This is a genomic window from Dokdonia sp. Dokd-P16, from assembly GCF_003095655.1.
Lineage (GTDB): Bacteria > Bacteroidota > Bacteroidia > Flavobacteriales > Flavobacteriaceae > Dokdonia.
The window spans coordinates 3,408,736-3,424,470 of sequence record NZ_CP029151.1; the positions used below are offsets into that span (position 1 = coordinate 3,408,736).

The following is a 15,735-nucleotide window of genomic DNA, read 5'->3' on the forward strand; positions in this document are numbered from 1 at the left end:
TATATAGTTTTAAAACAAAAAGCTCCGCTGTTACCAGCGGAGCTTTTTATAGTTTAAAAAGATTACTACTTAAGCAGCGTTCTCCTTTTTTATTAAGTTAAGAGCACTTCCTTCACGATACCATGCTATCTGAGCATCATTGTACGTGTGGTTTACTTTAATAGTATCCTTACTTCCGTCTGCGTGCACAAGCTCTACTGTAAGAGGCTTATCTGGTGCAAAACTTGCAATATCTATAAAGTTGAAAGTATCATCTTCTTGGATCAAGTCGTAATCAGACTCAACAGAGAAGGTAAGACCTAACATTCCTTGTTTCTTAAGGTTTGTCTCGTGTATACGTGCAAAAGATTTTACAATCACAGCAGCTACCCCTAAGTGGCGAGGCTCCATAGCAGCATGCTCACGTGAAGAACCTTCACCATAGTTATGATCTCCTACTACCACAGTTTTAATTCCCGCTTTCTTATAAGCACGTGCAGTATCTGGTACTCCACCAAATTCTCCATCCATCTGGTTCTTAACAAAGTTTGTTTTCTTACCAAACGCATTTACAGCACCTATTAAACAGTTGTTAGAAATGTTATCTAAGTGACCTCTATAACGTAACCATGGTCCAGCCATAGAAATGTGATCTGTAGTACATTTCCCAAAAGCTTTAATAAGCAATTTCATTCCCTGCATCTCACTATCAAGAATAGGCTCAAAAGGAGTTAATAACTCAAGACGTTCTGAGTCTGCAGCTACTTTTACAATCACACCACTACCATCTTCTACTGGAGCGAGGTAACCGTTATCCTTAACTTCAAATCCTTTTGGAGGAAGCTCCCATCCTGTAGGCTCGTCAAACATAACCTCTTGACCATCTTCATTAAGAAGCGTATCTGTTATAGGATTAAAATCTAGACGTCCAGATATTGCAATTGCCGCAGTAACTTCTGGTGAAGCTACAAAGGCGTGTGTATTAGGGTTACCATCTGCACGCTTTGCAAAGTTTCTATTGAATGAGTGTACAATACTGTTTTTAGGAGCATTTTTTGGATCACTATAACGTGCCCATTGCCCGATACATGGTCCACAAGCATTTGTAAAAATCTTAGCATCTAGTTTTTCAAAGATTCCTAAGATTCCATCACGCTCTGTAGTGTAGCGCACAAGTTCAGATCCTGGATTAATACCAAGTTCTGATTTCATTTTTATTCCTTTATCTAGTGCTTGTTGAGCAATAGATGAAGCTCTAGAAAGATCCTCATAAGAAGAGTTTGTACAAGAACCTATAAGTCCCCACTCTACATTAAGAGGCCATTCATTTTTAGTAGCTTTCTCAGTCATATCCTTTCCTACAGTTGTAGAAAGATCTGGCGTAAAAGGTCCGTTAAGTAATGGCCCTAACTCAGAAAGGTCAATATCAATTACCTGATCAAAATACTGCTCAGGATTTGCATATACTTCTTTATCTGCTGTAAGGTATTCTCTTACATCATTTGCTGCGTCTGCAACATCTGCACGGTCTGTAGCACGTAAGTAACGCTCCATAGACTCATCATAACCAAAGGTAGAAGTTGTTGCTCCTATCTCTGCTCCCATGTTACAGATAGTTCCTTTACCAGTACAAGACATTGCCGTAGCTCCAGGGCCGAAATATTCTACAATTGCTCCAGTTCCTCCTTTTGCAGTAAGAATCTCAGCTACTTTAAGAATAACGTCTTTAGGCGCTGTCCATCCAGAAAGTTTTCCTGTAAGTCTAACTCCTATTAATTTAGGAAATTTAAGTTCCCAAGCCATTCCAGCCATCACATCTACAGCATCTGCTCCACCTACACCTATCGCAACCATTCCTAGTCCGCCAGCGTTTACAGTGTGAGAGTCTGTACCTATCATCATTCCACCTGGGAAAGCATAGTTTTCAAGAACTACTTGGTGTATAATACCTGCTCCTGGCTTCCAGAAACCGATACCATATTTATTAGAAACAGATTCTAAGAAGTTAAAAACCTCACTAGATACATCGTTTGCGTTCTTAAGATCCTTTTCAGCACCTTCTTTTGCTTGAATCAGGTGATCACAGTGTACCGTAGTTGGCACTGCAACTTTATCTTTTCCAGCTTGCATAAATTGTAATAATGCCATCTGTGCAGTAGCATCTTGACAAGCGATACGATCTGGAGCAAAGTCTACATAATCCTTACCACGAGTAAACGCTTTAGAAGCTTTTCCCTCCCAGAGGTGAGAATATAAAATCTTTTCAGAAAGTGTCAAGGGCTTACCTACAAGGTCACGAGCGGCGTCTACACGCTCAGTCATATTTGCATAAACCTTCTTGATCATATCAATATCAAATGCCATATATAATGTATTAGGGTTGTTAAATAGTACCGCTTAATTTTGCGGTTCACGAAAATACAAAATACCTCAAAGAATAACAATAGCTGTAAGCCCCATAGTTAGCCGCCAGAGCGTATTGATAAACCATCTTAAATACTGCGAAGTAATTGCCAGATTCAAAAAAAGAAGTGGCTCAAATTATCAAATTGACAATTTAACCCTTATAATATTTGCTCATTGTAGTATTACGCTTTCGCGAAAATGTGATTTTATTGAATATAATACTACTCATATATATCAAGGCTACCTAAAAAGCATGAAAACCGAAGTAAAATTGACATTCATGATTCCCTTTCAATAATCATAAAATCATATAAAATAGAAATAGCCATTATATCAGGAAATGGATATAATGGCTTAGGATTTTTCGCACCTTAGCGCATAAATATATCGTGATTAAAAGACTACTTCCGTAGGTGTCTCACTGTCAAGATTACAGCATCACTTTTTCGCGAAAGCGCATTAAAATAAGCTTTTGATAATATCTTCTATACTCAAACCTTCTGCTTCTGCCTTATAATTTTTTATCATTCGGTGACGAAGTATACCAGTTGCTACTGCCTGAACATCCTCAATATCTGGCGAGAACTTACCGTGTACAGCGGCATGAGTTTTTGCTCCTAGGATTAAGTTTTGTGATGCTCTTGGCCCCGCTCCCCAGTCTATGTAATCATTTACAATTTGAGCTGCTTTGTCTGTCTTAGGTCGAGTTTTACTTACAAGATTCACAGCATATTCAATTACATTGTCTGCCACTGGAATACGTCTTACTAGCTGCTGAAAGTCTATAATCTCTTGTGCATTTAACAATGCATTTACCGTAGGTTTTGCCGCAGATGTTGTTGCCTTTACCACATCTACCTCTTCTTGAAACGAAGGGTAATCGAGGTTGATAGAAAACATAAAACGGTCTAATTGCGCCTCAGGTAATGGATAGGTTCCCTCCTGTTCTATTGGGTTTTGAGTAGCCAGCACAAAGTAAGGAAGTGATAACGGGTACCGCTCTCCAGCAACTGTCACCACGCGTTCTTGCATTGCTTCTAGAAGCGCAGCCTGCGTTTTTGGAGGAGTACGGTTAATCTCATCTGCAAGGACAATATTTGAAAATATAGGTCCTTTTATAAACTTAAACTTACGAGATTCATCTAGAATTTCAGAACCTAGAATATCACTAGGCATTAAATCTGGTGTAAACTGTATTCTTTTAAAATCAAGTCCAAGAGTCGTTGCTATGGTATTCACCATCAAGGTTTTTGCGAGCCCAGGAACACCTATAAGTAAGGCGTGACCTCCAGAAAATATAGACAAAAGAATCTCGTCAATTACCTTATCTTGACCTACAATAATCTTTGAAATTTCTGCTTTTAAAATCTTGTGTTTCTCTACTAGATTCTTGATAGCCGCAACGTCAGACATAAATATCTTTTATTTTTTTAACCAATTACTTACAAACTCGCAATCACGATTTTCACCGTTGATCTTAATGTAAGTCTCTACAATTTTTTCTTTTTGCCACTTCTCTATTGCAGCAATTTGCTTTTCTTGTAGTGCAAGATCTTTGATTTTGATGTAATCTTTTACGTAATCTGCTTTGTGCTCTTCAAGGCGGTTATCTACCGTGTAGATTAAAAATTGCTTTGTACCAGTTCTTGTTTGATCTGTGTAAACTAGAGATACTTCTTCATCTGCTAGGTTACTTACCTTAGGATAAATATCTGGATCAAGTCTACCTAGTTCAAAACGTTTATCTAGTGTTTGAGGATTAGTAAGTATACCTCCCTCAAATTTTGTTTCTTTCTCATCAGAAAATTCTTTGGCAGCTTCTTCAAAAGTAAGTTCGCCATCTATGATGCGTTTTCTCACTTTATTTACAAGATCTTTTGCTTCCTCTTCTTGGGCTTCTTTAATTTCTGGTACAATTAATATATGTCTAATGTCCTTGCGCTCTCCTTTTGTTTTTTCTACAGTTACAATGTGAAAACCAAATTCTGTCTCAAATGGCTCACTCACTTCTCCATCTTGTAAACTAAAGGCTACATCTCTAAATTCTTTTACTAAAGGTGTTTTACGATCTATCACCATTAAACCTCCATCTGGTCTTGAAGCTGCATCATCTGTGTACAGTACCGCTTTTGTAGCAAAGCTACTTCCATTCTCAAGAATATCTCTACGGAACCCTTTAAGACGGTCTATAACCTTCTGGCGCTCTTCTTCGGTAGCTTTAGGCTCAATTACAATACGTGCAATCTCTAGCTCTACTCCAAAAGTAGGAAGCTCATCTGCTGGTATCTTATTAAAAAATGTTTTAATCTCGTCTGGAGTAACATCTACAGATTCAATTATCTTCTGATTCATGCGGTCAGAAAGTATAACATTCTTTCTAATGCTAAATAACTCGGCACGTAAGTCTGCCATATTCTCTTTTCTGTAAAACTCAACTACCTTCTGCTCAGAACCTAGTTGTGAAGCAAAACGTTGTACCATCTGATCTACCTCAGAATTCACACGGCTATCTTGCACTACGATACTATCTTGAACAGCCTGGTGTGTAAGAAGTTTACTTTCTAGCAAGCTTCCTAGAACTTGGCAAGATGTAATATCTGCCGAAGCTTGACCTCTTTGCTTTATCTCAATAAGACTTTGATCAATATCACTTTCTAGAATCAAATAGTCACCTACTACCCCAGCTACACCATCTACCTTAAATTTCTTAAAGGGAGTTTTTACAGTATCCTTTTGAACCGCTACTGTTGTCTCAGTTACCGTTGTAACTTCTGGAGTTACTGTTGTTTCTTGTGCAAAACCTAGCTGTGTTGCTGCAAGCAGCACTACTATATTAATTGTAAATTTCAAATTGTTTGTTTTTAATAGCATCATCCTTAATCTCCTTTTCAAGCTTTTGTATAAGCGCTAATTTCCTTTTATTCTTAATAATTTGATTGATTGTTGGTCTTACATATTCCAACGGTGCATTTTCACCGCGCTCAAGCGTGCTTTTTACAGCTACCAAATATAATCCTAATGAGTCTCGCAGTTGTAAGAAATTTGTTTTTTTTAACAAGTTGTTTGCATTCTCCTTGTTTATAGCATTTATTTGATCAATAACGACACGTCTTTTTATCCAGACTGAGTCATTCAAGAAAAAATTCTTGTATTGAAACTTTAGTGAATCTAAGGCATATTTATCCTTTTCATCAGTACCGGTAAAATAAGATTTAAGCAATTTTAGATTTTGATAATCCTCATCTACTTGAATAAATTTAAACTGAACTAACGGCTCATTAAGTAAAAAGTTTACTTTATTGTTCTCATAAAAATTCATTGCCTCGCTGTCTGAAACAACACTATCTAATTGCTTATTAATAAGTGCATCTTTATAAAAACGCGTGTACAAATCACTTCGATATGATGAGACGAGCGCCTCAAACTCTTCTTGATCTTCTTTTGGTAAATTTCTCAATGCTCCATCAAGTAGTAGCTGACTTGTAGCCCAAGTATTGATGTAATTTTGAACAAAGGCCGCGCTATCACTCACCACATTTTTTGCCATGACATCTTCAATAGTGCGCTTTGACAATGTATGATTATTCACCCTAGCGACTATAGTTTCTGTGTCATCACTTTTAAAATAGCGACAACTCACCATAGACAGTGAGACTATTGTAAACAAAAGAAACACAGCCACTCTAGTGTTTTTAATTCTCATATTTCGTTATTAATGTTTTCAAAACTTCTTTATTTACAGTGATTGTGCTTTTATCTCTTAAATCCATTACAAACTTATTTTCCAGCTCCTTCTGATAGTCACTTATAACTACGCCTCTTACGTCCTTTAGCAATTGATCTTTTGCCTCTGTGATGGTAGATACGTTATAAACTATAAAATTATCTCCATCTTCTATTAGATCACTCACTCCTTTAGATAGATGATGTCCTTCTGGCAATTCTTCTTGAGTTAAAACTCTACTAGATAATAGCACAGGAGTGTCACTCTTACTTTTTAAAGATAATACGGCTTCGTCTGGCGAGATGCCTTTAGAAATAATTTTTCTATAATTTTTTGCTAAACTCTTACTTTTTGTAGTACATACTGTAGCCTCATAAGTCTTTACACTTCTATAATCTTCTTTATTTCTTAAGAAGAATTCTTGTAGACCTATACTATCTTGCTGAGCTTTTTTCCAGATATTAGTTTCCAGTAAATCAAATAACAATAAACCTTCTTTGTATTCTTTTAATATATCGGCAAAATCCTGATCTTCCTCTTCCAGGTGCTCCAAATGATAATTTTTAAGTACAACACTAACAAAAGATTGAATTCCCTCTTCTACAAACTGACTCCTAGACCTAAAATTATTACGTGGATACTTCGACAATAAATAGTCGGCTACCATTTTATAGGTGTATGTAGCTTTCTTTTTACCTAAAGTAAATGCCACATTACTTAATGCCGGTTCGTTATTAAGAACAATCTTAGTTTCAGAATATTTCTCTGGGAAGAGACTTTCTAAATATGATTGCAATCCTTCATCAAGAACTACATTATATCTATTTCTCAACTTATTGTCTAACTTGTCTGATATTACTTGTGCTCTAGCATCTCTTGTAACTTTATTGGTAAGTGCAACTCGAGCATCCAAATAGGTTGGCATAGGAGTTTTAGACAATAATTTTATGATATGCCATCCAAATTCAGTTTTAAAAGGTTGCGAAACAGAACCAATGTTTTCAAGTGAAAATGCTGTTTTTTCAAAAGCAGCACTACTCAATTGTCCTTGCTCAAACTCTTCTAGCTTCCCTCCTTTTCTGTATGACACCCTGTCGTCACTGTAATTTAATGCTAGTGTCTCAAAAGAAGCGCCCTCTTTTAATAGCTTAGATACCTCATTAATTCTTTGCTCAGGAATAATTGTACTATCATTTTGAGTTAAAGCCACCATAATATGAGCAACCTGCACTTTCCCTGCTGACTTACGAACGGCAATAGGCTGTACAATGTGATATCCAAAACTGGTTCTAAAAGGCTTAGAAACTTCATTAATTGCGGTATTATAGGCAGCATTCTCAAATGGATACACCATTTTAAAGGCTTTAAACCATCCTAGATCACCTCCATTCTTTTTAGCAGATGGATCTTCACTTAACGCTCTTGCTACTTTTTCAAAGTTTTCACCATTAATTATACGTGCTCTCGCTTGAGTAATGTTTCGGTAGGCCACTAGCGTATCGCTAGGTGAAGCATCAGGGCTCACTCTCACAAGAATGTGACGTGCATTAAGTTCATTTACAGTTCTATCGTAAGCTTCCTTTACAAGCTCTTCTGTAACCTTGACGTCATTGAGATAGTTTTTTGCAAGTTGTGCACGATAAGCAGATAACTCATCTTGATAAGACTTTTTATTATCAAGTCCCAATCTGTAGGCCTCTTGGACTTTGAGTTTGTAATCTATAAAAAGCTTTAGATAATCTTCTGGAGCATTAGACTCATCTTCTTTTATGAGTTCGCTATTTTTCTCATAAACCCTCGTAAACTCTTCACTATTAATAACTTCATTATTTATGGTAAGAAGAATATCTTTTTGAGCGTGAGCAAACGAAAATCCACAAAGGAAAATAAGCAATAAAAAAAGGTGCTTCATAGTGTATTAAGTATGTGCAAAAATAAGTATTATGAACTGTTGTACCATAGCAACGAGATTATAGAAAATTTAGTACCTACTGAGCTAGGTAGAACATATATGCTATATTTTTGCTAGAAATTAAATCAAATTATGTCTACTGAAGAACGACTTAAACTAATCTGGGATTTTAGAGGTCCAGACGCACACAAAATTGCTTTGCATCACGAGATTCACTTAAAGGAGTATGCAGCTGCACAGGCATTAAATACACCCATAACAGGTACTCAACAAGTTACAGAAGACCACAGCATTGCATTTTTAGTGGTAGATAGAGAGGCGATGAAGCCCGTAAGAGATGCGCTTAAGCCTCACCGCGGGCAGCTATTTACTTAAAAATAACCACTTGGCATAGATATTGTCTTCTATCACATATATTTGCACGCGCAAATGATAATCTTAATAAATACTATACAATGAAAAAAATCGTACTTGGAATGTTTGTAGTGCTATTTACAGCAACCGCTTTTGCTCAAAGCAAAGTAGGAACTGTAGATGCCGACTTTATCCTCACAAAAATGCCTGAGCTTACAGGAGCAAATGAAAAAGTAAAAGCTTATAATCTTGATCTTGAAACACAAATGAAAGCAAAGATTGAAGACTATGAAGCTAAGGTAAAATTATACCAAAGCGGTCAAGCAACTTTTACAGATGCAGACAAGAAAACTAAACAAGGAGAAATCATTGCTCTTGAAGAAGATATCTCAAAATTTCGTCAGAATGGTGCACAGCTTTTACAATTAAAGCAATCTGAAGTTGTACAACCACTTTACAAGAAAATAGGAGAAATGGTAACTGTAGTAGCAAAAGAACAAGGTTACTCACACATTCTTACTATAGGTAACAATAACAACTTTGCATATGCAGATCCAGCAGCAGATATTACAATGGCTGTTCTTGCAAAACTAGGAATCACAGTAGAAGAGTAATCTTCCACTACACTTTATAAAAAAGCCGCTTCTACTAGATAGAAGCGGCTTTTTTATGTGATTACTTGTCAAGTATACTCTTAATGTCTGGCTTAAAATAATTAGGCCCCTTAAGCACTTTTCCATCTTCACGATAGATAGGCTTACCATCTGCTCCTAGTTTACTCATATTAGAACGCTGTATTTCATTAAAGACCTCTTCAATTTTATCTTGCATCCCATGCTCGATGATTGTTCCACATAATATGTAAAGCATATCCCCTAGTGCATCTGCCACCTCTACGAGATCACCAGCGTTTGCAGCTTCTAGATATTCTTCATTTTCCTCTTTCATGAGGTTAAAGCGCAGCTCATTTTTCGATAGCGGGAGATTTGCAGTAGGTTTATCTTTTCGATCAAGACCATAAGTGTCATGAAATAATGTTACGGCGGCTATTTTATTTTTCATAAAGGATTTTGTTTTGTTACGCTTTCGCGAAAGCGTACTCAGTCGTATTTTTACAACTCCTAAAATACTTTAAATGTTTAGTACTGGTCAGATTATATTTGTTGTTTTTTTTATTGTGGCTTTCATCCTTCTTATGGTATGGAGTTACAGGAAGGATTTATCCCTACACAAAAAGCAATACAAAGGAAGTAAGTGGGTGCTTGTAGGATTTATGGGTTTTATAGCGCTACTTGTCATTATCAAACTGGCTCTCAAGCCATAAATTATATAACTGCGCCATGCTGTAAAAGCTACAGCTATAAAATATAAAAGCCCGCATGTAGCGGGCTTTTATATCGAAAAGAGACGAGTGTTATGCCTTAAACAATGGTCTATGCCCCATCATCTCGTTTACACTTGCTGCAACGTTTGCAAGTACTTCATCATTATCGTGATGTTGTATTGCTTTATCTATAAAGTTTGCAATCTCGTGCATATCACCTTCTACAAGACCTCGAGTGGTCACTGCAGCTGTACCTATACGTATACCAGAAGTAACAAATGGTGACTTATCATCAAATGGTACCATGTTTTTATTTACTGTAATATCTGCTTTTCCTAGTGCTTCTTCGGCTGCTTTTCCTGTCACATCTTTGTTGCGAAGGTCTATAAGCATCATGTGGTTATCTGTACCTCCAGAGATAATATCATATCCTTTAAGTACAAGTGCATCTGCTAGCATTGTTGCATTTTTCTTAACCTGCACCATATAATGTAAAAACTCATCTGTAAGTGCTTCTCCAAAGGCGATTGCCTTTGCTCCTATCACATGCATTAATGGCCCTCCCTGGTTACCTGGAAAAATACCACTATCTAATAATGAAGACATCATTCTTAGATTTCCATTCTTTAATTTGATTCCAAAAGGATTTTCAAAATCTTTCCCCATCATGATCATTCCGCCGCGAGGTCCTCGTAACGTTTTATGCGTCGTAGTAGTTACCACGTGACAGTGTGGGATAGGATCTGCAATGATTCCTTTTGCAATAAGTCCTGCTGGGTGAGCAACATCTGCTAGAAGGATTGCACCTACTGAGTCTGCAATTTCGCGAAAGCGTTTATAATCTATCTCACGAGAGTAAGCAGAAGCTCCAGCGATAATCATCTTAGGCTGCTCCTTTGTTGCTATCTCTTGAATTTTATCATAATTAAGTAGTCCCGTCTCCTTCTCTACTCCATAAAAAACTGGATTATATAAACGTCCAGAAAAGTTTACTGGAGATCCATGAGTAAGGTGACCACCGTGTGCAAGATCAAAACCTAAAAATTTATCTCCTGGCTTTAAACAAGCATGGAATACTGCTGTGTTTGCTTGTGATCCAGAGTGTGGTTGTACATTTGCATATTCCGCTCCAAAGAGTTCCTTTGCGCGCTCTATAGCAAGTGTCTCCACCTCGTCTACTACTTCACAACCACCGTAATATCTTTTTCCCGGGTATCCTTCGGCATATTTGTTTGTTAACACAGAACCTGCAGCTTCCATTACTTGGTCACTTACAAAGTTCTCTGAAGCAATAAGCTCAAGTCCGTTTAATTGGCGTTCTTTTTCTTCTTGGATTAGGTCAAAAATGGCAGTATCACGTTGCATAGTAAAATTGTTTGTTAAAGTGATACAAAAATACTACAAAGACTTTTTAAGTATGCGATAAATCCTATATTTGAAGAGAGAATTACAAACAACTTATCAAAATATAGACAATGCCACTATCTGCTAACGATCCCTCTAGAAAAACTTGGCTCGAAACGCCAAAAAATACAGATTTCCCAATACAGAATATTCCTTTTGGTGTATTCTTAACTCGTGATGACGTTATTACAATAGGGACGCGTATAGGAGATTACGCAATAGATCTTGGTGCTTTACACCAGTTAGGTTACTTTGAAGGTATCCCACTTACAGATGATATCTTTTTACAAGACACGCTCAATGATTTTATTGCAGATGGTCGTAAAACATGGAGACTAGTACGTAACCGCATTGCCGAAATTTTTGAAGAAACCAATGAATCTTTACGTGGTAATCAGAAAGATCGAGATGTTGTAATTTTTAAAATGGAAGAAGTTGAGATGCAATTACCTGTACAAATAGGTGATTATACAGACTTCTACTCAAGCATAGAACACGCTACAAATGTAGGGACCATGTTCCGCGGTGAGGAAAATGCTTTGATGCCTAACTGGCTGCACTTACCTGTTGCTTATCATGGGAGAAGTTCTTCTGTAATACCATCGGGAATTCCGGTACACCGTCCTAATGGTCAGAAATTACCTAACGGAGCTACAGAACCTATATTTGGCCCATCAAGACTAGTAGATTTTGAACTAGAGATGGCTTTTATTACTACAGATGCAAACATTTTAGGTGAATCTATCACTACTGCAGATGCCGAGGAAAATATATTTGGACTTGTACTCTTTAATGACTGGAGTGCTCGTGATATTCAAAAATGGGAATATGTGCCACTAGGGCCTTTCCTAGCAAAAAACTTTGCCTCTTCAATCTCTCCGTGGATTGTAACACTAGATGCGCTTGAGCCTTTTAGAGTAGAAAGCCCTAAGCCTAAAAAAGAATTACTTCCTTACTTACAATATGAAGGAAAGAAAAGTTTTGACATTAATCTTGAAGTAGCATTACAACCAGAAGGAAAGAAAGAAACTACGGTTTGTAAATCTAACTTTAAGTACATGTACTGGAACATGAGCCAGCAACTAGCACACCATACGGTAAATGGATGTCCTGTAAATGCTGGAGACATGATGGGAAGTGGTACACTTTCTGGAAAAACACCAGACTCTTACGGATCTATGCTCGAGTTATCATGGAGAGGAGAAAAGCCTATTAAACTTGAAGAAGGTGGTGATCGTAAGTTTATTGAAGATAATGACACTGTAATTATACGTGGTTACTCTAAAACAAAAGATTATCCTCGCATAGGTTTTGGCGAAGTTTCGACAAAATTACTTCCTGTATTTGAGCCTAAAACTAAATAGTGAAGCGTCTATAAATGATTAAAACGATTGCTTTATACTTAGTCATGTTACTAGCGGTAGCCTTTTATGCTAGCGCCTTTTACTTAGGCTATTTACTTCTTACTCTCATCTTTGGTAACCTTATAAGTATCGTTATCATCTTAAGTTGCGCTGCATGGTACTTTGTAAGAGACTTTAGAAAGAAAAGAAGAGCAAGATTGCTTTAAATTATAGAATCACGCTTTCGCGAAAGCATATAAAACAAAGAAAAGGTTAGCTGCACAGCTAGCCTTTTTTGATTCAGGATATTAAGGAAAGCTTTATAAACATGTATAGCAATCACCTATTATAGCAGAAAATTCTCGAACAACTACAAATATTCTTGTTGACAAAATAAAAGTTAAATACCTGATTGATTATGTTATTTACCAAATCCTTAACTATCTAAAGAAGGAAAACCGTATAGATTTGAAGTTCTAACTAATTTTATAATTCATTCATCATGAAGCAATTAATCACTTTATCATTACTATTATTTTGTGCTACTATGTTTGCACAAGAACAGTTTGAAAAATCAAATTTTTCAGAATTAAAATTAAACGGGCTCTCTACCGCCTTAGGTACAATCGAAGTAGAATTTGAAAGAACCATTAATGAAAACTCTTCTTTTGGGACATCATTATTTACCACTTTTAATGACTCCGGCGCAGCTTTTTCATATGATTATGACAGTGGTATCACCGGTTTTTATAGACGCTATTTAAGCAAGAAATATGCAAGCGGACTTTTTGTCGAAGGATTTACAATGTTTCACAGTACCAAAATCCTTGAGCCTAATGCTACACCAGATACAGATAATAATTTACTTCTAGGTTTAGGCGCAGGTTACAAGTGGATTTCAAAAGAAGGAATCATTTTACAAGCAAATTTTGGAATGGGAAGAAACGTTTTTGAAACCAACCAAGATAAAGTGAGTGGTAGAGCTGGAATCAGTATAGGCTATCGTTTCAAGTAATTTTACTAAAAAACGATGCTTGTAAAAATATGTCTATGTTAGATGTGCACTATTAACTCTACAGTAGCATCTCGCAGGTATAAATTTTACAGAATCACGCTTTCGCGAAAGCGTAAAAAACAAAGAAAAGGTTAGCTACACAGCTAGCCTTTTTTGATTCAGTCTGGTGCTAAAAAATCTACAAGCAAGTATAGCAATCACCTTCTAAAGCAAAGAGTTGTTGAATTTCGCTAGGGTTTAATGCATTTTTATACACTCTAAGATCATCTACATGACCTAAGAAGTCCTGGCCCAGTGTATATTCATTTAATGCGCTACTGCCTATATCAAGCGTGGCGCTGATTACCTCATTACGTAGAATCCCGTCTCTGTAAAGTTTTACAGTATTTGTAGCATCTACGGTAATTGCTAGATGATGCCAGTCTGTATTCATCCAGTCTACATCTACCTCATTGTTCCAGTCTTCATCTATAATTTCAAAATTATCAGTAAAAAACACTGGTGTATTCAAGGTAGAAACACCTATGGCAAATCCTTCTTGACTTGCATCTGTACCCTTCTGAAACATAATTTCTAGATCTCCAGAGGTTGTGTTTTGCATTTTAAACCATACACTCACAGTATACTCTTCACCTTGTACAATACTATTTTCTGCAGTGACAGGAATAGTAAAAGAATCTTGATTAAAACTAATGGCGCAGTGATCTGACCCATCCCTATCCACTACACATTCATTTGCCGCAGCGCTGTTTACGTAACCACTTATAAGCTCTACGGGATACTCAGATAAAGGCATATAAATCACAAGATCATTAAGATAATCTTGCGGGTTACTACAACAGTCTACTACTGTAAGATTAATGAAAATAATTTTAAACTCACTAGCATCACTTAAAAGTGTAGCTCTTACCCAAAGCAGCTCCGGACTAGTAGCTGTGGTATAATTAGTAGGATTTGATATTGCGTTCGTTTGATTGCTGGCATCCTCTTGGGTGCGGTAGTAAGCGATGTCTACTTCTGAGGTGTCACAACCTAAAAGTGTTTCTGTTAAATCAAAGGTAGCCTCACCATCTTGACCATTATCGCACACGTTAAGTACAGCACTTACAAAACAATCTAATGGCTCTTGAAAGCAATTTCGCTGGAGTGTCATTACATCATCACCTTTCTCCAATAATAGCGTCTCTTCATCACATTGCGTTACCGTCCAGTTCCCTCCTATTTCTGAATTTAAAATAGGCAGATTATAAAAGCTGAGTCTAACACCTGCTGCTGTTGTAGATGTATTCCAACCAGCATCTGCAATTACATTAGTGTCAAAATATAAAAGGTAATTATTTGCACCAAAAGAAAATACATAGTTACTAAGTGTATCCTCATTATTAAAAGAAGTTATTTGCCAGTAACAAGTCATGAGAAAATCATTTACCTCACTCTCTACACATACATCTTCCTCAAAATAATAAATATCCTCTTCATCACAACTTAAAGAAGCCTCTACAAGCGCAGATGATAACGCACTATGGCTTGACATCTCCTCGGTACTATCATCATGAGCTCTCATCACAATAGGAAAGTTTACAGCTGCTACAAGATTAGTTTCTTGCATGGTATTTACAAATGATAGTAACTCTCTATCGCTTTGTACACTCACTACATTTGTAATTGTAAATTCTGGATCAAAAGTGCTAAAGCCAAGCGGATATACAAAATCGACGCACTCTATATCTGCATCATTCTGGGTAGCTTGTCCACAAGTTTCTACAAGCTCATCGAAGGCGGACTGTGACGCAACAACTACTTGCTCATGTGTAGCCGTTGTTACTGTGATAGGAAAGTCAATAGTATAATCGTCTGCATTTCCTTGTTGCTCAAAAAGTTCTGCTACCGTTTCAAAGTCGTCAGTGTGGTTTACTACAACATCTGCACTATTTATAGTAACCGTAACTGGCAGTATAAGTTCTAAGCAAGGTGCTCTATCAATAATATCATCATGAGAGCCATCATTAAGAGCAACATTATACATTAATTGCATTAACTGTGCGCTAGCGTTATCCTCTATCCCTCCTTGAATTGTGCTTTCTTCGAGAAGATCATCTTGACAACCTATAGTCATACACAATAGTGCCAGCAACATTAGTCGCTGTAAATGTCTTAATAATGAGTATGATATGGTTTTCATTTTTTTCTGGCGTACTGCAATAATAAAACAACTTTAAAGAAAAAACTCCTACCCCATTTAAGTTATTATTTACATTTCTCTATTATTGCACT

General features: G+C 36.8%; 13 protein-coding genes. 5 read left to right on the top strand and 8 right to left on the bottom strand.

Annotated elements, in window-relative coordinates:
• Positions 1-69 precede the first annotated feature (69 nt).
• From DCS32_RS15160 to DCS32_RS15180, 5 genes are all read right to left on the bottom strand, one after another.
• Entirely contained in the window at positions 70-2,343 is a 2,274-nt protein-coding gene (locus DCS32_RS15160; RefSeq protein ID WP_108879049.1) for an aconitate hydratase, read from the bottom strand.
• Positions 2,344-2,844: 501 nt separating this feature from the next.
• Positions 2,845-3,798: an AAA family ATPase gene (locus tag DCS32_RS15165; protein ID WP_108879050.1), complete on the bottom strand. Its 954-nt coding sequence runs from the start codon at positions 3,796-3,798 to the stop codon at positions 2,845-2,847.
• A 9-nt stretch (positions 3,799-3,807) separates the two neighbouring features.
• Positions 3,808-5,259: a peptidylprolyl isomerase gene (locus DCS32_RS15170; protein WP_108879051.1), complete on the bottom strand. Its 1,452-nt coding sequence runs from the start codon at positions 5,257-5,259 to the stop codon at positions 3,808-3,810.
• A complete protein-coding gene (locus DCS32_RS15175) occupies positions 5,219-6,088 on the bottom strand; it encodes a peptidylprolyl isomerase (RefSeq protein ID WP_108879052.1) in 870 nt (289 codons plus the stop codon). The genes DCS32_RS15170 and DCS32_RS15175 overlap by 41 nt, the downstream gene beginning before the upstream one ends.
• A complete protein-coding gene (locus DCS32_RS15180) occupies positions 6,078-8,021 on the bottom strand; it encodes a peptidylprolyl isomerase (RefSeq protein ID WP_108879053.1) in 1,944 nt (647 codons plus the stop codon). The genes DCS32_RS15175 and DCS32_RS15180 overlap by 11 nt, the downstream gene beginning before the upstream one ends.
• Positions 8,022-8,153: 132 nt before the next feature.
• On the opposite strand from DCS32_RS15180, the gene DCS32_RS15185 reads away from it, so the two are divergent.
• On the top strand, positions 8,154-8,396 hold the full coding sequence (locus DCS32_RS15185; RefSeq protein WP_108879054.1) for a hypothetical protein: 243 nt from the start codon (positions 8,154-8,156) through the stop codon (positions 8,394-8,396).
• Positions 8,397-8,476: 80 nt separating this feature from the next.
• A complete protein-coding gene (locus DCS32_RS15190) occupies positions 8,477-8,989 on the top strand; it encodes an OmpH family outer membrane protein (protein WP_108879055.1) in 513 nt (170 codons plus the stop codon).
• A gap of 61 nt (positions 8,990-9,050) precedes the next feature.
• On the opposite strand, the gene DCS32_RS15195 is transcribed toward DCS32_RS15190, so the two are convergent.
• Both DCS32_RS15195 and glyA read right to left on the bottom strand, forming a co-directional pair.
• A complete protein-coding gene (locus DCS32_RS15195) occupies positions 9,051-9,437 on the bottom strand; it encodes a nucleoside triphosphate pyrophosphohydrolase family protein (protein ID WP_013751908.1) in 387 nt (128 codons plus the stop codon).
• 352 nt (positions 9,438-9,789) lie between these two features.
• Positions 9,790-11,064, bottom strand: a complete 1,275-nt coding sequence (gene glyA, locus DCS32_RS15205) for a serine hydroxymethyltransferase (protein WP_108879057.1) — start codon at positions 11,062-11,064, stop codon at positions 9,790-9,792.
• Positions 11,065-11,174: 110 nt separating this feature from the next.
• On the opposite strand from glyA, the gene fahA reads away from it, so the two are divergent.
• The 3 genes from fahA to DCS32_RS15220 all read left to right on the top strand — a co-directional run bounded on the left by fahA (position 11,175) and on the right by DCS32_RS15220 (position 13,461).
• Positions 11,175-12,467 carry a fumarylacetoacetase gene (gene fahA / locus DCS32_RS15210; RefSeq protein ID WP_108879058.1) on the top strand — a complete coding sequence of 431 codons (1,293 nt, stop codon included), beginning with the start codon at positions 11,175-11,177 and terminating at the stop codon, positions 12,465-12,467.
• A gap of 14 nt (positions 12,468-12,481) precedes the next feature.
• Entirely contained in the window at positions 12,482-12,673 is a 192-nt protein-coding gene (locus DCS32_RS15215) for a hypothetical protein (protein ID WP_108879059.1), read from the top strand.
• Positions 12,674-12,948: 275 nt separating this feature from the next.
• Positions 12,949-13,461 carry a DUF3575 domain-containing protein gene (locus tag DCS32_RS15220; protein WP_108879060.1) on the top strand — a complete coding sequence of 171 codons (513 nt, stop codon included), beginning with the start codon at positions 12,949-12,951 and terminating at the stop codon, positions 13,459-13,461.
• Between the two features lie 178 nt (positions 13,462-13,639).
• Here the strand turns inward: DCS32_RS15220 and DCS32_RS15225 are convergent, their stop codons facing one another.
• Positions 13,640-15,643, bottom strand: coding sequence for a LamG domain-containing protein (locus tag DCS32_RS15225; RefSeq protein WP_108879061.1), 2,004 nt, complete (start codon positions 15,641-15,643; stop codon positions 13,640-13,642).
• Between the last annotated feature and the right edge of the window lie 92 nt (positions 15,644-15,735).